At 60.2% G+C, this 18,492-nt stretch carries 19 protein-coding genes; 7 read left to right on the top strand and 12 right to left on the bottom strand.

Going from position 1 to position 18,492, the window contains the following annotated elements; all coding sequences use genetic code 11:
- The first annotated feature begins 61 nt into the window (after positions 1-61).
- Positions 62-1,144 carry a siderophore-interacting protein gene (locus PMI03_RS28335; protein WP_007702309.1) on the top strand — a complete coding sequence of 361 codons (1,083 nt, stop codon included), beginning with the start codon at positions 62-64 and terminating at the stop codon, positions 1,142-1,144.
- On the opposite strand, the gene PMI03_RS28330 is transcribed toward PMI03_RS28335, so the two are convergent.
- Entirely contained in the window at positions 1,126-1,371 is a 246-nt protein-coding gene (locus tag PMI03_RS28330; protein ID WP_007702307.1) for a hypothetical protein, read from the bottom strand. The two genes, PMI03_RS28335 and PMI03_RS28330, sit on opposite strands and share 19 nt — an antisense overlap.
- A gap of 317 nt (positions 1,372-1,688) precedes the next feature.
- Between PMI03_RS28330 and PMI03_RS28325 the strand changes: the two genes are divergently transcribed.
- Complete coding sequence (locus tag PMI03_RS28325) at positions 1,689-1,997, top strand: helix-turn-helix transcriptional regulator (RefSeq protein ID WP_034515914.1); 309 nt, start codon at positions 1,689-1,691, stop codon at positions 1,995-1,997.
- Between the two features lie 121 nt (positions 1,998-2,118).
- Here PMI03_RS28325 and PMI03_RS28320 read toward each other — a convergent pair whose 3' ends face one another.
- The 3 genes from PMI03_RS28320 to PMI03_RS28310 all read right to left on the bottom strand — a co-directional run bounded on the left by PMI03_RS28320 (position 2,119) and on the right by PMI03_RS28310 (position 5,056).
- Complete coding sequence (locus PMI03_RS28320; RefSeq protein ID WP_007702305.1) at positions 2,119-2,778, bottom strand: DUF3313 domain-containing protein; 660 nt, start codon at positions 2,776-2,778, stop codon at positions 2,119-2,121.
- 176 nt (positions 2,779-2,954) lie between these two features.
- On the bottom strand, positions 2,955-4,337 hold the full coding sequence (locus PMI03_RS28315; protein ID WP_007702302.1) for an ATP-binding protein: 1,383 nt from the start codon (positions 4,335-4,337) through the stop codon (positions 2,955-2,957).
- Positions 4,334-5,056, bottom strand: a complete 723-nt coding sequence (locus tag PMI03_RS28310) for a response regulator (protein ID WP_015917948.1) — start codon at positions 5,054-5,056, stop codon at positions 4,334-4,336. Before PMI03_RS28310 ends, PMI03_RS28315 begins: the two co-directional genes overlap by 4 nt.
- A gap of 366 nt (positions 5,057-5,422) precedes the next feature.
- Here PMI03_RS28310 and PMI03_RS28305 point away from each other — a divergent pair, with 366 nt between their 5' ends.
- Complete coding sequence (locus PMI03_RS28305; protein ID WP_039974843.1) at positions 5,423-5,773, top strand: GFA family protein; 351 nt, start codon at positions 5,423-5,425, stop codon at positions 5,771-5,773.
- Positions 5,774-5,808: 35 nt separating this feature from the next.
- On the opposite strand, the gene PMI03_RS28300 is transcribed toward PMI03_RS28305, so the two are convergent.
- The 5 genes from PMI03_RS28300 to PMI03_RS28280 are packed head-to-tail and all read right to left on the bottom strand — an operon-like array spanning position 5,809 to position 10,918.
- Complete coding sequence (locus tag PMI03_RS28300) at positions 5,809-6,546, bottom strand: ABC transporter ATP-binding protein (protein ID WP_007702292.1); 738 nt, start codon at positions 6,544-6,546, stop codon at positions 5,809-5,811.
- Entirely contained in the window at positions 6,543-7,388 is an 846-nt protein-coding gene (locus PMI03_RS28295; protein ID WP_007702289.1) for an ABC transporter ATP-binding protein, read from the bottom strand. Before PMI03_RS28295 ends, PMI03_RS28300 begins: the two co-directional genes overlap by 4 nt.
- On the bottom strand, positions 7,375-8,277 hold the full coding sequence (locus PMI03_RS28290; RefSeq protein WP_007702285.1) for an ABC transporter permease: 903 nt from the start codon (positions 8,275-8,277) through the stop codon (positions 7,375-7,377). The genes PMI03_RS28295 and PMI03_RS28290 overlap by 14 nt, the downstream gene beginning before the upstream one ends.
- Complete coding sequence (locus PMI03_RS28285) at positions 8,274-9,302, bottom strand: ABC transporter permease (RefSeq protein ID WP_007702274.1); 1,029 nt, start codon at positions 9,300-9,302, stop codon at positions 8,274-8,276. The genes PMI03_RS28290 and PMI03_RS28285 overlap by 4 nt, the downstream gene beginning before the upstream one ends.
- Before the next feature lie 20 nt (positions 9,303-9,322).
- A complete protein-coding gene (locus tag PMI03_RS28280) occupies positions 9,323-10,918 on the bottom strand; it encodes an ABC transporter substrate-binding protein (protein ID WP_007702270.1) in 1,596 nt (531 codons plus the stop codon).
- Positions 10,919-11,049: 131 nt separating this feature from the next.
- On the opposite strand from PMI03_RS28280, the gene PMI03_RS28275 reads away from it, so the two are divergent.
- From PMI03_RS28275 to PMI03_RS28260, 4 genes are all read left to right on the top strand, one after another.
- Positions 11,050-11,760 carry a FadR/GntR family transcriptional regulator gene (locus tag PMI03_RS28275; protein ID WP_007702254.1) on the top strand — a complete coding sequence of 237 codons (711 nt, stop codon included), beginning with the start codon at positions 11,050-11,052 and terminating at the stop codon, positions 11,758-11,760.
- Between the two features lie 67 nt (positions 11,761-11,827).
- The gene (locus PMI03_RS28270; RefSeq protein WP_007702252.1) at positions 11,828-12,802 is read left to right on the top strand and encodes a mannonate dehydratase; all 975 of its coding nucleotides are present in this window, start codon (positions 11,828-11,830) and stop codon (positions 12,800-12,802) included.
- A 38-nt stretch (positions 12,803-12,840) separates the two neighbouring features.
- Entirely contained in the window at positions 12,841-13,749 is a 909-nt protein-coding gene (kdgD, locus tag PMI03_RS28265) for a 5-dehydro-4-deoxyglucarate dehydratase (protein WP_007702249.1), read from the top strand.
- Positions 13,750-13,819: 70 nt separating this feature from the next.
- The gene (locus tag PMI03_RS28260; RefSeq protein ID WP_007702248.1) at positions 13,820-14,992 is read left to right on the top strand and encodes a lactonase family protein; all 1,173 of its coding nucleotides are present in this window, start codon (positions 13,820-13,822) and stop codon (positions 14,990-14,992) included.
- Between the two features lie 57 nt (positions 14,993-15,049).
- Here PMI03_RS28260 and PMI03_RS28255 read toward each other — a convergent pair whose 3' ends face one another.
- The 3 genes from PMI03_RS28255 to PMI03_RS28245 form a co-directional block, all read right to left on the bottom strand.
- On the bottom strand, positions 15,050-16,297 hold the full coding sequence (locus tag PMI03_RS28255; protein WP_007702234.1) for an SfnB family sulfur acquisition oxidoreductase: 1,248 nt from the start codon (positions 16,295-16,297) through the stop codon (positions 15,050-15,052).
- Positions 16,298-16,326: 29 nt separating this feature from the next.
- Positions 16,327-17,121, bottom strand: a complete 795-nt coding sequence (locus PMI03_RS28250; protein ID WP_007702232.1) for an ABC transporter ATP-binding protein — start codon at positions 17,119-17,121, stop codon at positions 16,327-16,329.
- Between the two features lie 89 nt (positions 17,122-17,210).
- Positions 17,211-18,492: ABC transporter substrate-binding protein (locus PMI03_RS28245; protein WP_007702229.1), on the bottom strand; the 1,282-nt coding region annotated here is incomplete at its 5' end.

Below are 18,492 nucleotides of genomic sequence, written 5' to 3'. Positions count from 1 at the left end.
CCGAAACGGAGATCCCACCATCGCTCCGCCTCGGCATCGCCAACTCAGGACACACCGCCTCATGACAAAGCTGACATCCCGCGCCGAAGTCGCCCTGCCCACGCCGAAGCAATATCTCGCCGAAGTCTTCGAACATTTCGCCGAGGAAGTGCCCACCACCCTTTCGGGGGCGATGGGAAGCGCCGTGTTCCCCTGGGGGATCGGCACGATGGAGGTCACCGATCAGGGCCTGCGTCTCTACGCGGAAGCTGGAGACCTGCCATCACTCGCGACCGTCAGGGATGTGATGGCGAGCCACCTTGAGGAATTCACCTGGCGCGAAAAGCCGGATATTCGCTGGAACGGCGACGGCTGCGACAGCAGCGTCGTTCCCAATCTGCGGATCATGACGGTCGCGACCATGACCGACCTGACGGCGCGCATGCGCCGCATCACACTGAAGGGCGAGAACCTCGATTGGTTCACCACTGGCGATCCTCATATCTGGTTGCTGTTTCCCCCGGCCGACCTTGAGGTTCCCGAATGGCCGGTTCTCGGCCCGAACGGACGCCCGGCCTGGCCGCCCTACGGCAAGCGGCCGACGACCCGCACCTATACGATCCGGCGCATCGATGTTGCCGCCGGCGAGATCGATGTCGACTTTGTGCTGCATGGCGACCAGGGCGTCGCGAGTGCCTGGGCCGAGACGGCGCGTGCCGGCGATGTCATCGGCATGATGGGTCCCGGCGGCGGCAGCATGCCGGCGATGGATTGGTGCCTGCTCGCCGGCGACGAGACGGCCATCCCTGCGATTGCCCGCATGCTCGAGGCTCTGCCTGAGACGGCACAGGGCATTGTCCTGATCGAGGTGGCAGACAAGGGCGAAGAACAGACGCTTTTAGGCCCGGCCGGCATCGATATCAGATGGCTTCATAGAAACGGTGAGGCCGCCGGACGTTCACGATTGCTCGAAGGGGCCGTGAAGGCCATCCGGCCGCCGAGTGACGTATCGTTCGGCCTGTGGGCCGGAGCGGAATCAGCGACGGCGCGGGCGCTTAGGACCTATTGGCGGAGGGATCTCGGCCTCTCACGCGCAAACACGCGCGCCGTCAGTTTTTGGAAGCTGGGCTTCAGCGAAAGCGATCATCAACGGCCACACGATTGATGTGGCCGCCACGCATCGTTGCAAGCCACGTTGGCCACGATCGGGTTCATGCCACTCGGCAAGCCGATCTCCGCCTTGCCGCGCAATGTCTTCGCGCTCTTCAGCCTATGCGCTGCATCTTGCAGCAGGTTCGTCATCCCGGTCAGAGACACCTGATCCGCGCGCATTACCTGCCGGATCAACGGATCGTTGAGAACATCGGCTATCGTCAATTCTTTATAAGTCATGGCTACCTCCTGTTCACTAGACACAGAGATAACCGGTCTAATTAGCAGCGTGATGTCAAAAGCCGGACCAAAACAAGGCAATCGGTTCGTTTTTGTTACAGTTTGTCGCAAGCGGCGTCGCGGTGATACATCGATACATTCAGTCGACGGTTTCGTCGTGCACCGTTCGTCAGAGCTGTTCAAGCCGGCAGACCGCCCCGCAAGACGCAACATATCGCAACAAATCAGAATAAAACTTTACAGCCAGTGCGTGTATCCTGGCAGGATTATGCCCCCGCGCAAATCCATCAGATTCATCCTCAGCAATAGAACGTCCAATGTATTCAGATCACGCAACACGAGACCAACGCCTCGCATGGCATGCAGATCTCCTCGGCCAGCTTGCCAATCCGAGCAGGCTGCAGGTTTGCATTTTTCTGTCGGATCGCGAAGAGGACGTAAATAGCCTGGCCCGGAAGATCGGCATATCCCAGCCGGCCCTAAGCCGGCATTTGGCGCGCCTTCATCGATCGGGAATCATCAAATTTCGCAGCCACGCCCAATTCAGATACTATTCCTGCGATCATCCGGACGTACTCGAACTGCTGAAGACCCTGACAGAGCTTTACAGTCCCGACCTGAGTTAGGACAAAATGCCGACCCTCAGCAGAACGCCGAAGGCTTTGTGAGCTTCAGACGGACAAGGCCCCGCGCAGTCAATGTACGCGTGGCCAATTCCGTTATCTGAGGCGGGCAAGGCCGCTTGGCTTACTGCAGCTGCTCGAGAAGCGCATCGGCACCCTTCTCGATCCCGATCTTGGAGCCCTTCAAGCGCGAGAAGGTTGCACCAGCGTTCATTGCATTCGGATATTGCTTGGCGACATAGGCGGAGAGCAGGCGATTGCTCGGCGCATCGTAGATTTCCACGGCATAGTTCACCGAGCCCGCCATCGTCCCTTCGCGACCACGCACCGCCTGAACGGCATTGATCGCGTTGCCGCCGACATCAAGATGCGAGAACGGTCCAAGAACCGGGGTGGTATCCTTGGCGCCTGTCAGCGTCAGATGGAGCCGAAGTGTACCGGGGCCGGGATTGTTGACGACAGCGAAGCGCGTCCGCAGCTTTTGCGTGAATTGGTCCTGCATGTAACCGGCAAGGACTGATTTGTCTTCGTCGGCGATCTTCACGAACTGGTTGTCTGGACCGTTGTAGACAGTGACGGGATCGACGATGATCTTGTTGTACTGCCTCCAGTCGACATTGCCCTTATACCGATACGGTACGCGGCCGCCCTTGTCGTCCGGGTTCGGCTGAAGCTGCGGTGCCGAGGCCAGGCCCGCGTAAACGGTGGGGTCGGCAGTGGTGCATCCCGCAATGGTCGCACACAGGGCGATCAGCGCGACACTGGTGGTGGGTGTTCTCAGCAAAGATTTGGCTCCTGGAAAATATGGCAGAGTGTTGCCAGAGCCAGTTCTATTGAATCGGTGTGTTGCGGTGTTTTCTTTAATATATGGAAATGTTCGCGAAGATGATGGCGGGACTTAAAGAGTCTGTTGCCAACCGAAGGTTGGGTAGCCGTTCCATTATCCGCAAGAATGAAAACTCAGCCTGCCGACGGGACCTTCTTTGGATCACCCGCAAGGCGCCCCATCGCCTCGTCCTGAGTTGGCGGCAGGGTGATCTCGACGATCAGGCCATTGGGCTTGCGGTCGAGCAGCTTGAGCGTCCCGCCATGCCCCTTTCTGACGATACCCTCGGCGGTCGGAAGGCCAAGGCCGAAGCCGCCGCCCATTCCCGTCGTCCGGGCTTTGTCCGCCTTGAAGAAGGGCTCCAGAGCCCGTACTTTGAGTGCATCCGTCAAGCCAGGGCCATTGTCGCTCACCTTGATCAAAACCCCGCCATTGCTGGCGCTTTGCAACTCAATCTCAATCTCGGTCGCATAGCGGGAGGCATTCTCGACCACATTGGTAATCGCTCTGGTAATGGCTTGCGGCTTGCAGATGCAGGTAAGCCGGCGGGGGCCTTTGAAGCCCACCTCGATGCCGGTGTCCGAAAAGTCGGTCGCGATCGTCTGAAGCAGGCTTGAAATATCCACCTTGCGCGAAGGCACGCTATGGGAGGCGTTTGTCAGAAACGTCAGGCTCTCATCGATCATCGAGCCCAGGGTGGCGATATCGGCCAGCATCTGACGCTGAAGCTCCGGCTGCTCGCAGCGCTCGGCGCGCATCCGCAGACGGGTCAGCGGTGTTCTCAGATCATGACTGATGGAACTGAGCATGCGCGTGCGACTGTCGACCATTTCCAATATTCGGCTTCGCATCACGTTGAGCGAGGCGGCCAGGCTTCTCATTTCCGAGGCGCCGTCAGCCACGAACGGCTTTTCCAGGCTGTCGTCCATGCTGGCACGCTCGGCGGCGGCGGCGAACCGGACCACCGGCCGGGTAATGAGCCAGCTGCTGAAATAGGCCATCAGCGCCAGCGGAATGACGATCTTCAAAATCCCGCTCGCCATGGCTGGGAACAGCCATAGATAGTTGGGGAAGACAGGCAAGTGGAAAACCAGCGCGCGATCGGCATCGACCTTGACGGTCAGGACATTCCCCACCGACTGATCCGCGAATGCATTCTCAACTGACTTGAAAACATTGGTTTCGAGCAGCGCTCTAGCCCGCTCGACGATCTCGCTCGACGCAGCAATAGCTTCCTGTTGCGGCGGGATTTGACTTGCCGGCATTTTCTCCGCGGAAATCCCGAGGGTTGCGGCGAACTTTAAGGCAGCATCTTCCTCATCGGGCGAACGCGCCTGTCGGTACCGATCCAGCACTCTTTCAATTCGTCCCGCCAACAAGCCGATCGCAACGCCCTTGTCATGCCGGCCGTAGATAAACGGCTCGGAAAGCGTCGCCACGACGGAAACGAGGATGATCAGCAACGTCGCCAATACGAGTATCTGCGTTCGTATGGAGGCGGTGCGAAGGCCCTTCACGGCAGACGCTCCACCTTGGAAGCAAACAGATAGCCGCCAAGACGCACCGTCTTGATGAAGGTTGGATCCTTGAGGTTGGGCTCGATCTTCTGGCGGACGCGGCTGATATGGGCATCGATGCTGCGTTCGACCGGGCCGGCCGATCCGGCATGCGTCATGGACAGAAGCTGTTCGCGCGTCAGCACCTTGTTCGGATTACTGCAAAACGCCCAAAGCAGATCGAACTCCGCCGTCGTCATGGAGACTTCGGCGCCTTCGGCGTCGAAGAGCTGCCGGCTTTTCGGATCGATGCGCCAACCCGCGAACGTCATCGGCGCGACGTCCTCCTCCGGTTGCTGGGAAAATGACGCCCGTCGCAAAATGCTCTTGATGCGGGCCATCAGCTCACGGGAGTTGAAGGGCTTGGTGACATAATCGTCGGCACCAAGCTCGAGACCCAGGATGCGGTCGACATCCTCCCGCAACGCGGTCAGCATCAGGATCGGAATCGATCGGGACGAGCGCAGTCGCCGGCAGATGCTGAAGCCGTCCTCGCCGGGAAGCATGCCATCGAGGACGATCAGATCGAACTTGTGTCGTGCCAGCAAGCGATCCATCTCTCCGCCGCTTGCCGCCGACGTCGCCTCGAAACCATTGCTCTTCACCAGTTCGACCAGCATATGCGCTATGTCGGTATCGTCTTCGACGATCAGAATATGAGGTTGGTCGAACATTGCCATTTCGGAGGCCATCGCCTTCGTTTGAGTGCCCATCGCACGGTCTATCGCGCGCGAAATTATCTCACCTGGATACGAATATGTCACGCTGATGCTTCCATGACCTGTGCCAATCGAAAAGCAGCTGCCGTTACCGCGAAGCAATGTCGCCCTAAGACGACGTTGGTGGTGGTGCTCACATCGGCGCCGGGCAGGCAGAGCAGGACCCGGGTCCTGCCGTCGGATTTTTGTGACACGATCATATTCCAGAGATTGGGGTTCCCCTAGAATAGCAAGACGAGTGTAATGCTGTGTTCGATAATATTGAGATATGTTGCGATCGGATATTGCAGAATATCCGCACAATGATTCGAGAATCGGGAAGATAAAATGGCATTCCAAGGAAGTTGTCACTGCGGAAAAGTGGCGTTCATGGTCGACGCCGATCTGCCGGGCCAGGCCCTTAGCTGTAACTGCTCATATTGCCGCCGCAAGGGCATGTTGCTTGCCTTTTTCCCGACGGAAAAATTCACACTGGACAGCGGCGAGGACTCACTCCGCAGCTATAAATTCAATACACACCGGATCGATCATCAATTTTGCGTCGATTGCGGCACGCAGCCATTCTCTATGGCCACGAGCCCCGATGGCACACCCACGCGGGCGGTCAACCTGCGCTGCGTCCCGGCTCTCGATTTGAATTCCCTGGAAATTCAGTACTATAACGGCGCCGACAAGTAGGCGGTCAGCGCCGGCCGCTGCCGCCTATATCCGCTTTACAGAAAACTCGCCTCGAACAGCTCGCGGGTATAGGCATCATGCGTTATGCCCGCCTGCAAATCCGCCTTGGTCAGCTCATCGACAAAAGTGCCGCCCTTCATGATCAGCACCCGGTCGCACATATGCGCGATGACAGCCAGATCGTGGCTGACGAGGACATAGGTCAGGGAACGCTCGTCACGCTGATCGGCCAGGAGATTGAGGATTTCGGCCTGGATCGAGACGTCGAGCGCCGAGGTCGGCTCGTCGAGCAGCAGGATTGGCGGTGACAGGATCAGCGCGCGGGCAATCGCGACGCGCTGGCGCTGACCGCCGGAAAGTTCATGAGGGTAGCGGTTGGCAAAGGCTGGCTGCAGGCCGACCTGCCGCAATGCCTTGTCCACCTTCGTCCAGACATCGCCATGCCCCATCGCTCTCAATGGCTCCGCCAGGGCTGTGCCGATGCGGTGCCGGGGATGCAGCGAGCCATAGGGGTCCTGAAACACCATCTGGGCATGCCGCAGTTCATCGCGCGTCCGGATCTTGCCGACAGCTTTGCCGGCGAGCCCGATGTTGCCAGACCATCCTTTTTCCATGCCGGAGAGGCAACGCAGTACCGTCGACTTGCCGCATCCGGATTCACCGACGATACCGAGTGTCTCCCCCTTCCCGACGTCGAAGCTCACCCGCCGGACGACATGGTTCTCGGTCTTGCCGGAGGTAAAGACGACATCAAGATCACGCACGCTAATCATCGGCTGGTCTCCAGATCAAGCTTCGCCCTGTCGAGCACCGCCAGACGGCGCACCGGATTGTGCGGATCCGGCAGCGCGGACATCAGGCCGCGCGTATAAGGATGCTGGGCATCTTCCAGGCGCGTCAGAGTTTCGACGATGCGGCCGGAATACATGACGATGATGCGTTCGCAGAAGGCAGCGACCATTCGAATGTCATGGCTGATGAGCAGCAACCCGGAATTGTTCTCGCGGACAAGTTCATCGAGCAAGGTAAGCACGTCCCTGCGAACGCTGACATCGAGGGCCGAGGTCGGCTCGTCGGCGATCACCAGCTTCGGCTTTGCCAGAAGCATCATCGCGATCATCACGCGCTGGCCCATGCCACCCGAGATCTGATGTGGGTAAAGCGCCATGACGCGCTCCGGATCGCTGATGCGGACGCGCTCCAGCATGGCTTGCGCCGCATCGCGCGCCTTGCTGCCGCGCAATCCCATATGAAGCCGCGCCGCCTCGGCGATCTGCTTGCCGACGGTCAGTACCGGATTGAGGGAGTAGCGCGGGTCCTGCATGATCAGCGCAATATCCTTGCCGCGCAGGGCGCCCATCTGGCGCTCCGTCCTGTCGAGCAGGGAGACGCCATCCAGATCCATGCGTTCGGCCGCAACGCTCGCGCTTGGCGGCAGCAGGCGCATGATCGCACGCCCTGTCGTCGATTTGCCGGAGCCGGATTCGCCGACGATCCCGACGCGTTCTCGCCCGACATCGAAGCTGACATTGGAGACGGCCGCCAGAGAATTGCGTCCAAACCGGACATTCAGCCCTTTGACGGAGAGGACGGGATGGAGATCACGATCTTGCATGGCGGGGATCCAGAATATCACGCAGGGTGTCGCCGACGATGTTGAAGGCCAGGCTTGCCAGAAGGATCGCAATGCCGGGCATGACGGCGACCCACCAGAAATCAAGCATGTATTTGCGTCCGTTGGAAATCATCGCGCCCCATTCGGGCGCCGGCGGCTGGGCGCCAAGACCGAGGAAGCCGAGCGACGCTGCCGTCAGGATGATGCCGGCCATGTTGAGCGTCAGGCGCACGATCACCGAGGGGATGCACATCGGTGCAATATAGAAGAACAGGATACGCAGCCGAGAGGCGCCATAGAGCCGCGCTGCAGCGACATAGTCGGTATTCCTGACGACGAGCGCTTCGGCGCGCGCCAGTCGCGCAATCGGCGGCCAGGCCGTCAGCGAGATGGCGATAATCGCCGTCGTGAGGCCGGCGCCGAGCGCCGCGGCAAAAGCCAGCGCCAGGATCAGCGAAGGAAAGGACAGCACGATATCGGTAGCGCGCATCAGGAGCGCATCCACGCGACCACCGAAGAAGCCGGCGACGACACCGATCACAAGGCCGATCGGCCCGACGATCACGGAAATCGACAGCACCGTCTGGATGGTGATACGTGTACCGAAAATCAGCCGGCTGAGGATGTCTCGGCCGAATTCGTCCGTGCCTGCCAGATGCGCGAGGCTCGGCGGCTGCAGTGCGTTGGAGAGCACCTGCACGTTCGGATCATAAGGCGCCAGAAGCGGCGCGAAGATCGCGATCAGGCAAAGCAGGCCAAGGATGATGAAGCCCACGAGACCAAGCGGCTCATGCGTCAGCTTGCCGCCGGCGCGTTTCACCGATGTTGCCATACGGCTCAACATATTCGGCGGGCGGACGGTTACGTCCGCATGGATCGCATCACTCATCGAGCGGCCTCCCTGGTGCGCGGATCGAAGACCGCATAGGCGATATCCGCTAGGAAATTCAAAAGCATGAAGAAGAATCCGACAATGATGGTCGCGGCAAGAATGGCGTTCATGTCGCCGATCATCAGCGCGTTCGTCATGTACTGGCCGATACCCGGCCAGGAGAAGACGATTTCGGTCACCACCGCGCCCTCAAGGAGCCCACCATAGGAAATGGCGAGAATGGTGATGAGCTGCACGGCGATATTTGGGAGAACATGACCGATGATGGTTTGGGCCGGGCTGACGCCCTTGGCACGAGCCGCGATCACATAATCCTGGCTGAGTTGCTCCAGGGTGAAGCTGCGGGTCATGCGCGTGATATAGGCCACCGCCGCATAGGCTAGGATGAAGGCCGGCAGGATGATGTGGCTGAGCGCATTCCAGAAGATATCCGTCTCGCCCTGCAGGAGACTGTCCACCAACAGCAGACCGGTTCGCGGCGTGACGATGCCTTCATAATAGACATCGACCCGGCCGGGACCGCCGACCCAGTTGAGGCCCGCATAGAAAACGACAAGCCCGACGATCCCGAACCAGAAGACCGGAATAGAGTGACCGACGAGAGAGACGACGCGGGCGATCTTGTCGATGAGCCGATCACGGAATAACGCCGCGACGAGGCCGAGCGGAACACCGACGAAGGTCGAGATGATGACGGCAAACGTTGCAAGCTCGAATGTCGCGGGAAAGGCCTGCGCGAGATCCGCAGAGACGGGGTTTCCCGTCAGGATCGCCGTGCCGAAATCGCCATGGGCGAGGCCCTTCAGGTAGATGAAGAATTGCTCGTAAAGGGGAAGATCCAGTCCAAGCCGCTGACGCATCGCCGCATAGGCGGCGGGATCGGCCAGTTCGCCAACGATCGCCCCCACCGGATCGGCCGGCAGGACGCGGCCGATCACGAAGGTGACACATAGGAGGATGAACAGGCTGACGATCAGATGCGCGATGCGTCGGCCGAATTCGGCTACGGATAGTTCCTTCATGATCGGCTGCTTTCGATTGCTTATTCGGCCTCAGCCTTGGTCACATTTTCAAGACGGGTCATCTGGTTGGGATGCCCGAGATAGCCCTTGACCCTGCCGGAAAGAACCAGCGGTTCGAACCGTTCGAAGAGCGGCAGCAGTGCCGGCTTCAGGTCGACGAACATCTGCTGCATCTGCCCATAGAGTTCGGCTCGTTTCTTGGCATCGGGCTCAACGGAGGTTTTCTGAGCGAGTGCCGTAAGCTCCGGAATATCCCAGGCCGAACGCCAGGCGAAGTTGCCGGCATTGTTGGCTTCAAGCCTATTGTCGGGGTTGTTGGCGAAATCGTCCATCGAGCCGAGAACGTTCGGCATGAGCGCGCTCGTCTGCGGCAGCAACAGGTCGAAGTTGCGCGAACGGTGGGCGGCGATGATTTCAGAACCATTGCCCTGCTGGATCTCGACCTTGATGCCGATCTGGCCAAGTGAAGCCTGAATGGCGGTCGCCAGATCGATGCGCGGCGTCTGCGAGATCGTCTTCAGCGTCAGCGAAAAGCCGTCCTTGAAACCCGCCTCGGCCAGCAATTGCTTAGCCTTGTCGACATCAAGGTGCCAATCCGGGTTGGGCATCGCATATTCGAAATTCTCCGGAACGGGGATATTCCTTGCCCGCCCGTATGGCCCCATGATGGTCTTCTCGATGCCCTTGTAGTCGATGCCATAGGCAATGGCTTCGCGGACCTTGGGATTGGCGAGATACTGATTGCTGGCGTTCATCGCCAGCACATAGAACCCGCCGGTCGGCACGCGCTGGATGACGAAATTGCTCTTGGTCTCGAAGGTTTCGAGATCGGATTTGGACAAGGCATTGCCGATATCGATATCGCCTCGGTCCAGCATCAGCCGTTCGACCTGGCTTTCCGGCACATGGCGGATGATGACGCGGCGCATCTTCGGCGCTCCACCGACATAGGCCTTGTTGGCGTCCAGGAGGACGATCTCGTTCGGGGTCCATTTGTTCAGCGTGAACGGCCCGGAACCGGCTGAATGGGTGCGCAGCCAGGCATTTCCGGAATCGCCGTCGACAACATGCTTCTGCACCTCAACGCTGTCGACGATGCTCGAAACGCCCAGCGCCAACCGATAGAGCAGGCCTTCGGTGGTCACCTTGTCCGTCAGGTCGATACGCACCGTCTTGGCATCGACCGCATGAATTTGCTCGGCGATCGTCTCGGTGGAATAGCCGATACGCTTGAAATAAGAGGAGCCCGACTGGTTGAGTTTCAGCAGCCGGGTCAGCGAAAAGACGACGTCGTTGGCGGTAACCGGATTGCCGGAAACAAAGGAGGCATCGCGCAATTTGAGGGTCAGCGACTTGCCGTCATCCGTCCAGCTCTCGGCGAGCTGCGGCACGATCTTGCCGTCCGCCGTCGTGGCGACAAGCCGGTCATAGAGGTTGGCAAGGATTTCGAGTGCCTTGGGTTCGGTAGCCTGCTGCGGATCGAGGGAAAGCACCTGCGCCAGCGACGTGCCGATCACCAATTGATCTTTGGGCGTGGCGGCCTGAAGCTGCGGTGCCGTCAGCGTCAGCATGCTGATTGCAGCGCCAATAAACATCGCCTTCGAAAAGTGCTTCATTATGCCTCCTCCCTGGATTAATATAGAATACGTATTATGTCGTCCGTATGTCGTATGATGATTTATCGAAGATCGACAGGGTTTGCAAGACCGCACGGATGGCTTGATGCAAATGAACCGGGGGACCAGGAATGACAACACTTAGCCGGGGCCGGCAAAGACTGGCACAACAAGTCATCGATCAGCTGCGCGCTCAGATCGAGACCGGCAAGCTTCGCACGGGCGACCAGCTGCCGACGGAGCCGCAGCTTGAGGCGACATTCGGCGTCAGCCGCACGGTCGTGCGCGAAGCGATCGCCGATCTCCGCGCCGCCGGTCTCGTCAAGCCGATCCAGGGCAAGGGCGTGTTTGTTGCCGACCTCGCTGAACGCCCCGGATTGTCGCTAACGCCGGTGGAGATCAAGAGCATCCCGGAAACCCTGGAATTGCTGGAGTTTCGCATGGCAGCCGAAGGCGAAGCAGCCGCAATCGCCGCCTATCGCCGCACGGCAGAGCAAGAGGCAGCGATTCGCACCGCCAACCGGAAAATGGCTGCTCTCATCGAGCTGGGCCAGCCGACTGTCGAAGCGGATTACGAATTCCACATGGCAATCGCAGCCGCCACAAACAACCGGTTCTATGTCGATGTTCTCCGGCATTTCGGTGCACGGACCATCCCGCGCAGGCAGTTCCCAAACTTACCCGAAGCCAACGATCCCGCCTATCTCGCCAAGGTCCACGCCGAGCACGGTGAGATCCTGGCGGCGATCGCCGAACAGGATCCGGAGCGTGCACGCCAGGCGATGCGGGCGCATATGCTCGCGAGCCAAAGACGCTATCGGATGCTCGCCGAGCAGCAATAGCCCTCGACACCTCACGAGATTCATATTATGTCATATGACATCAAACAATCTCATGGGAGAACGCTCAGTGTATGTAGGAACACAGGTCGGCGCGCGGGACGATGATGATTACCGCGTTTTCGCGCAATTGGGGCTGAAGCATATTTGTGCGGACCCGCCCGGAAAGCCCGAAAGCTGGACACTTTCCGATCTGGAGCGTCTCCGCGACAAAGTCGAAAGCTATGGGCTCATCCTGGACATGATCCAACTGCCCCTGCCTTCCAACCCGATCGAGCAGGCTTCCTATCCCGATATCCTCCTGGCAGGCCCTGATCGCGACCGGCAGATCGACGCCGTGTGCAAGCTGATCGAGGATGTCGCAGCCGCCGGGATTCCGGCCGCGAAATACAATCTCAACCTGATCGGCATCCCCCGCACACCGGAAGAGCTGGGACGCGGCGGCTCGCTCAATGCCAGCTTCCGCTGGGACAAGGCGGATCACCAGGCCGCCCCCGGTCTGGCCGGTGTCCTGTCGGAAGACGAAAACTGGGAACGGATCGACTATTTCCTTGAGCGCGTCGTTCCCATTGCGGAGAGCAATCGCGTCCGCCTCGCCTGCCATCCGCATGACCCATATACGCCGCCGGGCTATCGTGGCGTGACGCGTGTCCTCGGCACGGTGGAAGGCCTGAAGAAATTCGTGCTGATGCGCGAAAGCCCCTATCACGGCCTGAACTTCTGCCAGGGCTCGATCGGCGAAATGCTCGACAATCCGCGCGAGGAAATCGACGACATCATTCGCTGGTTCGGCACGCGCGGAAAGATCTTCAACGTCCACTTCCGCAATATCCGCGGCGGCAAGCTGTCCTTCATGGAGACATTCCCGGACGAGGGCGACATGGACATGGTCCGCTCCACCCGGATCTATAAAGAGATCGGCTATCAATACATGCTGATGCCCGATCACGTACCGACCATCAGCGGCCGCGACCCGACCGGCGTCGCCTTCGCCTACTGCTATGGCTACATCGCCGCTCTCGTTCAGTCGCTCGAAGGCGCCTGAGAATCATTGCCCATACCAATCGATAATAGGATTCCAAGATGAACCCGCTTGAACTGAAAAAGGCTATCGGCAGCGGTCTGCTGTCCTTCCCCGTTACTCATTTTGACAACGACCTGAAATTCGACGAGGCGAAATATCGCCGCCATGTCGAATGGCTGTCCGGCTATGATGCAGCCGCCCTCTTCGCAGCCGGCGGCACCGGGGAGTTCTTCTCCCTCAATCCCGCCGAAGTCCCGCAGGTCGTCCAGGCTGCAAAGGCAGTCGCCGGCAACACGCCGATCATTTCGGGAACCGGATACGGCACCTCGATCGCCGTCGAGATCGCCAAGTCGGCTGAAAAAGCTGGCGCTGATGGCCTGCTCCTGCTGCCGCCTTACCTAATGTTTGCTGAACAGGAAGGCTTGATTGCCCACGTCAAGGCGGTCTGCCAGTCCGTCGGCATCGGCGTCATCGTCTACAATCGTGACAATGCGATCCTCAACGCCGATAGCATCGCCCGGCTTGCCGACGAATGCCCGAACCTCATCGGCTTCAAGGACGGCGTCGGCGATGTCGACAAGGTGATCGAGATTACCACCAAGCTTCAGGATCGCCTGGTCTATGTCGGCGGCATGCCGACCCATGAAGTCTATGCCCAGGCCTATTTCGCCGCCGGCGTCACGACCTATTCCTCCGCGGTCTTCAACTTCGTGCCCGCGCTCGCCCAGCGCTTCTATGGCGCACTGCGGACCGGCGATCAGGCAACCGTCGATGAGATCCTCAAGGGCTTCTTCTTCCCGTTCGTTGCGCTGCGCAACCGGAAAAAGGGCTATGCGGTCTCGATCATCAAGGCCGGCCTGCGCGTGCTCGGACAGGATCCCGGCCCCGTGCGCCCGCCATTGACCGACCTGACGCCGGAGGAACTGGCAGCTCTCGCAAAGATCATCGAGACAGCCAAGGCCGCGTAAATCATAGTCGCGTAGGAAATGATCGTCGGCAAAGCCGGCGATCAGTCTTTTGGTAGGAGGAGGAACACTCGTGGTTAGGTTATCATCTGGAATTTTCGCCTCGGTTATTGCCGCCTCGGCAATACTCACGGCGACCGACAGCGCGCTTGCGAGGACATTCGTCTACGTCTCTGCCGCAACCGACGGGAAGATCGACAGCTACAGCATGGACGAAAAGGCCGGCACACTGACGCCTGGCTCGACCTTCGACGCGGGCAAGATGGTCATGCCGATGACGGTTAGCCCGGACAAAAAGCATCTCTATGCCGTGGTCCGCGCGCAGCCCTACCGGGTGCTGACGCTGGCGATCGACCCTGCCACCGGCAAGCTCACGCAAGAGGCGATCGCAGCCCTGCCCGACAGCATGCCCTATGTGTCGACCGATCCATCCGGACGTCTGCTCTTTACCTCGTCCTATGGCGGCAACAAGATCGCCGTACTGCCGATCGGCGCCGATGGCCGCGTGACCGACGGCGCTCGCCAGATGATCCTGACCGGCCGCAACGCTCACTCGATCGTCAGCGACCCCTCCGGCAAATACGTCTTTGCGACCAATCTCGGCTCCGATGTCGTGCTTCAGTTCGTGCTCAATCCCGCGACCGGCATGCTGGAACCGAACACTCCGGCGCAAGTCGCCACCAAGCCGGGCTTCGGGCCTCGCCACATCATTTTCTCCCCGGACGGAAAATCGGTCTATGTCCTCACCGAACTCACCGGCCATGTCATTCATTATGCGCTAGACTCGGCCAAGGGGACGCTGAGCGAAGTCGAAAGCGTTGCGTCGGTTCCGGATGACGCGGGGCTTTCTCCGGGCATAGCCCCGCCGGCCCCGCCAGCATTCAATGCTACGGCACCGGCAGCAGCAACTGTCGATGACGGCAAACCGAAGGTCTGGGCGGCCGATATCGGCATCACCCCGAACGGCAAGTTCCTCTATACGACTGAGCGAACCACCAGCAAGATCGCCCTCTTCCACGTCGCGGACGGGAGCGGAAACCTGCGCTATGTGACCAACTACGCGACAGAAAAGCAGCCACGCGGCATCCGCATCGATCCGTCGGGACGCTTTCTTGTCGCGACTGGTGAAAAATCCGACAAGATAGCGGTCTATGTCATCGACCAGGTCAACGGCGCGCTGACGCCGATCGACCGTTATCCGGTCGATGCCGGCGCGAACTGGGTCGAAATCGTCACCCTGCCCTAAGGGAAAGAATGATACCGGCCACCCCACCTCGCGATGAGGCGGAGTGGCCGCTCCGCATCAACTCCAGGCGTGGAGCGGCGGTTTCTCGCCATTGAGGAAGAACTTGCCGAGGATTGAATATTTCCACCGCACCGGATCGTGCAATGTGTGCGTCCGGGCATTGCGCCAATGGCGGTCGAGATTGTGTTCGGCGAGCGTCGAGCGGGTGCCCGCCAGCTCGAACAACTTGTTGGTGGCCGCAATCGCGATTTCCGTCGACAGCACCTTGGCTTCCGCCGTCGCGATCTGCGCTTCGGCGACGGTATCGGCCGTCGGGTTCAACACCGCCCGGTCGATCGCGTAGCCGGCTTTTTCCAGCAGCGCTTGCGCCGCATGCAGCCGCAGTGTCAGGTCGCCGACTGCCTGGATCGTATAGGGATCGTCCCATGCGTTCTCGACACCGCTATCCACCCAGGCGCGGCTCTTGGTGCGTACGAAGGAGACCGTCTCATCGATAGCTGCCTGTGCGATGCCGGTGTCGACCGCGACCTGGATGATCTGGAAGATCGCTCCATCGGCGGTCGGCACTTCGTATCCCTTGTATCCCGGCACGAGATGCGTCTTCGGCACCTTGACATTGTCGAGCAGCACGGTGCCGGAGAGCGTCGTGCGCTGGCCAAAGGAAGACCAGTCGTCGATGACGGTGAGGCCGGGCGCGTCGCGCTCCGCAATCGCATACCAGGCCCGCCCCTCGTCATCGAGCGCCACGATCGGTACGAGATGGGCAAGCAGAGCGCCGGAGGAATAGAACTTGCGTCCGTTGACGACAACATGATCGCCGGCATCGGTGAAACGCGTCTCGAAATCGACAGCCCGCTTTGAGCCGAACTCCGAGAAGGCATTGCCGAAGCGTGTGCCCTTCAGAACCTCGGCGAAAAGAAGCTTTTGCTGCTCGGGATCCGACACGGTCCGAATGGCGGCGACCACACCCAGATGGTTCTGGGCGATCTGGCCGATCGAGGAGTCCGCCGCCGATATGATCTCGATGACCTTGGCGAGTGTGGCGTAGGAGACCTCCGGGCCACCGAACGCCTTGGGCACATTGATGGACCAGAGGCCGCTTTGAGAGAAGGCATCCAGCTCGGCAACCGGCCAGATCCGCTCCCGGTCGCGCTTGGCCGACTCCTTGACGAACTCGGTGGCAAGCCCTCTGGCGACGGCAATCGCCTCGGCATCATCCTTGATGACATGGGCAGGTGCGGTCGGGCGAGGTATGGCCGGTACGGCCTGAACGGCGTTTTCTGTATTAACCTGTGAAAGCGTCATGCTGAATTCTCCTCGTTGAAGATGGACAGTCAGGCGGATGGAAGGTTTGCTGGCGTAAGCGCAGGCACGGGAGCCGATTTCTGGCCCAGATAGAACGCCTTGACGTCGTCGCGCTGGCGCAGCTCGGCTGCTTCTCCCGAAAGCACGGCGACGCCGTTTTCGAGGACGGTCGCTCGGTCGGCATAGCGCAGCGCAATCGCAGAATTCTGCTCCGCGACCAGAATGGAGAGGCCGGTCTTGGCATTCAGCCGCCGCAGCGTCTTGAAAATGTCCTGCACGACGATCGGCGCGAGCCCCATGGAAGGCTCATCGAGGACCAGCAGTGCCGGACGCGACATCAGCGCGCGGCCGATCGCCGTCATCTGCTGTTCGCCGCCGGAGGTGAGACCCGCCAGAGCGCGGCGTTTTTCCTTTAGCCGGGGGAAAAGCGCGTAGATTTTCTCCAGATCGAAGGCGATCTCCGCGCGCGAACCGCTGCGCCCGAGACCACCGGAAACGAGATTTTCCTCGATGGTCAAATTGCGGAAGCAATGCCGGCCCTCCAGCACTTGCACCAGGCCGTCACGCACGAGCTGGGCAGGTGTTGCCGTCGTGACATCCCGGCCTTCGTAAAGAATGCTGCCGGCGGTGATTTCACCGCGTTCGGCCGGCAGCAGGTTCGAAATGGCTTTAAGCGTCGTCGTCTTGCCGGCGCCGTTGGCGCCGAGCAGGGCAAGGATCTCGCCGCGGCGCAACGTGAAGCTCACTCCATGAAGCGCGGTGATCGCTCCGTTATAGGTCGCCTTGATGCCATCGACGCTCAAGAGGACGTCTTTTCCAGCCATGGTCCACCCGATCTCTGTGTGGTTTGCAGGGCAGCCGGGCGCCAACAAGAAGAGAGAGCCCGCCTCTTGCCAACGCCCGGCCACTGGGCTCAGTTCGTCACGGTCTGCGCGTCTTCGGACGTGCGCAACTTAATGCCCTTTTCCTTGGCATAGGCCTCGGAGGACTTTTCGATGATCGGCCGCAGCAGCGCCCAGTCCGGCGCGATCCAATCGGAGACGACATTCCATTTCTTGCCGTCCCATTGTTGGAAGGTGACGTAGCCGTTGCCCTCGTGATTGTCCCAGGTGACGTTGATCGAGTGGAACAGACCCTTGGCGCCAAGCGCTTCGACGCGAGCCGGATCAAGCTGCAGGTGCTCGAAGCCCCAGCGAACCTCGTCGCCGGTCAGCGTGCGGTGGCCGAACTTGCCCTGAGCGATACGGATCGCCTCGACGTTCAGGATGCCGTTGACGATACCGAGATTGTGGTAGACCGAGCCGATACGCTTCTTGTCCTCGAGATTGCCCTTGCCGTTGTCATAGAGCGTCTTCACGATTTCCTGGACGATCGGATATTCCGTGCCGGAAGCCTGCGTCGTAATCGCGGTGTATCCCTTGGCCGCATCGCCCGCCGGGATCACGTCTTCCTCGGAGTTCGACCAGACATTGCCGATGATGTGGTCGACGGGGAAGCCGGTCTTGGCCGCCGTCTTCAGGGCAACCGGGTTCATGACGCCCCAGCCGCGCAGCACCACGTAATCCGGCTTGGCGCGACGGATCGTCAGCCATTGCGCCTGCTGCTCGTTACCGGGATGCGGCACTTCGATCTGCTGCAGGTCGAAGCCGTATTTCTGCGACAGCAGCTCGTAGATCGGGATGGTTTCCTTGCCGTAGGGCGAGCCGTGATAGAGCACAACGATCTTCTTGCCCTTGAGCTTGTCGACGCCGCCTAGCTTCGACGCGATGTAGTTCACGATGCCCGACGTCTCACTATAGGGATTGAGGAGCAACGGAAAGACATAGGGGAAGACGCGGCCATCGGTGGAATCCGTACGGCCGTGGTTGATGGTGATCAGCGGCACCTTGTCCTGGGTGATACGGTCGATCATGGCGTAGGCGATGCCGACGGAAAGCGGGTTCCAGGCGGCGATGTTCGGATTGCTCTTCAGGCGCTCATAGGCCTCCACGCCGCGCTCGACTTCATACTGAGTCTCAGCCTCGGACCAGGTGAGCTTGACGCCGTTAACGCCGCCGTCACGCGTGTTGATGAGATTGAGATAGTCGATGAAGCCGCCGAAGAAGCCGGTGCCGCCGGCCGCATAGGGTCCGACGCGGTAGCTCTGCAGCGGGAAATATTGCTCGTCCGCATGCGCCGCCGGTATGGCGGGCGAG

The organism is Rhizobium sp. AP16, from assembly GCF_000281735.1.
GTDB lineage: Bacteria > Pseudomonadota > Alphaproteobacteria > Rhizobiales > Rhizobiaceae > Rhizobium > Rhizobium rhizogenes.
This window is presented reverse-complemented; position numbering and strand designations above follow the sequence as displayed.

What these genes read in the sequence shown, in the direction of transcription:
- PMI03_RS28335 (WP_007702309.1), top strand. Translation starts at nt 62, where the DNA reads ATGACAAAGCTGACATCCCGCGCCGAAGTCGCCCTGCCCACGCCGAAG.
- PMI03_RS28330 (WP_007702307.1), bottom strand. Translation starts at nt 1,371, where the DNA reads ATGACTTATAAAGAATTGACGATAGCCGATGTTCTCAACGATCCGTTG.
- PMI03_RS28325 (WP_034515914.1), top strand. Translation starts at nt 1,689, where the DNA reads ATGTATTCAGATCACGCAACACGAGACCAACGCCTCGCATGGCATGCA.
- PMI03_RS28310 (WP_015917948.1), bottom strand. Translation starts at nt 5,056, where the DNA reads ATGGCAATGTTCGACCAACCTCATATTCTGATCGTCGAAGACGATACC.
- PMI03_RS28305 (WP_039974843.1), top strand. Translation starts at nt 5,423, where the DNA reads ATGGCATTCCAAGGAAGTTGTCACTGCGGAAAAGTGGCGTTCATGGTC.
- PMI03_RS28300 (WP_007702292.1), bottom strand. Translation starts at nt 6,546, where the DNA reads ATGATTAGCGTGCGTGATCTTGATGTCGTCTTTACCTCCGGCAAGACC.
- PMI03_RS28295 (WP_007702289.1), bottom strand. Translation starts at nt 7,388, where the DNA reads ATGCAAGATCGTGATCTCCATCCCGTCCTCTCCGTCAAAGGGCTGAAT.
- PMI03_RS28290 (WP_007702285.1), bottom strand. Translation starts at nt 8,277, where the DNA reads ATGAGTGATGCGATCCATGCGGACGTAACCGTCCGCCCGCCGAATATG.
- PMI03_RS28285 (WP_007702274.1), bottom strand. Translation starts at nt 9,302, where the DNA reads ATGAAGGAACTATCCGTAGCCGAATTCGGCCGACGCATCGCGCATCTG.
- PMI03_RS28280 (WP_007702270.1), bottom strand. Translation starts at nt 10,918, where the DNA reads ATGAAGCACTTTTCGAAGGCGATGTTTATTGGCGCTGCAATCAGCATG.
- PMI03_RS28275 (WP_007702254.1), top strand. Translation starts at nt 11,050, where the DNA reads ATGACAACACTTAGCCGGGGCCGGCAAAGACTGGCACAACAAGTCATC.
- kdgD (WP_007702249.1), top strand. Translation starts at nt 12,841, where the DNA reads ATGAACCCGCTTGAACTGAAAAAGGCTATCGGCAGCGGTCTGCTGTCC.
- PMI03_RS28255 (WP_007702234.1), bottom strand. Translation starts at nt 16,297, where the DNA reads ATGACGCTTTCACAGGTTAATACAGAAAACGCCGTTCAGGCCGTACCG.
- PMI03_RS28250 (WP_007702232.1), bottom strand. Translation starts at nt 17,121, where the DNA reads ATGGCTGGAAAAGACGTCCTCTTGAGCGTCGATGGCATCAAGGCGACC.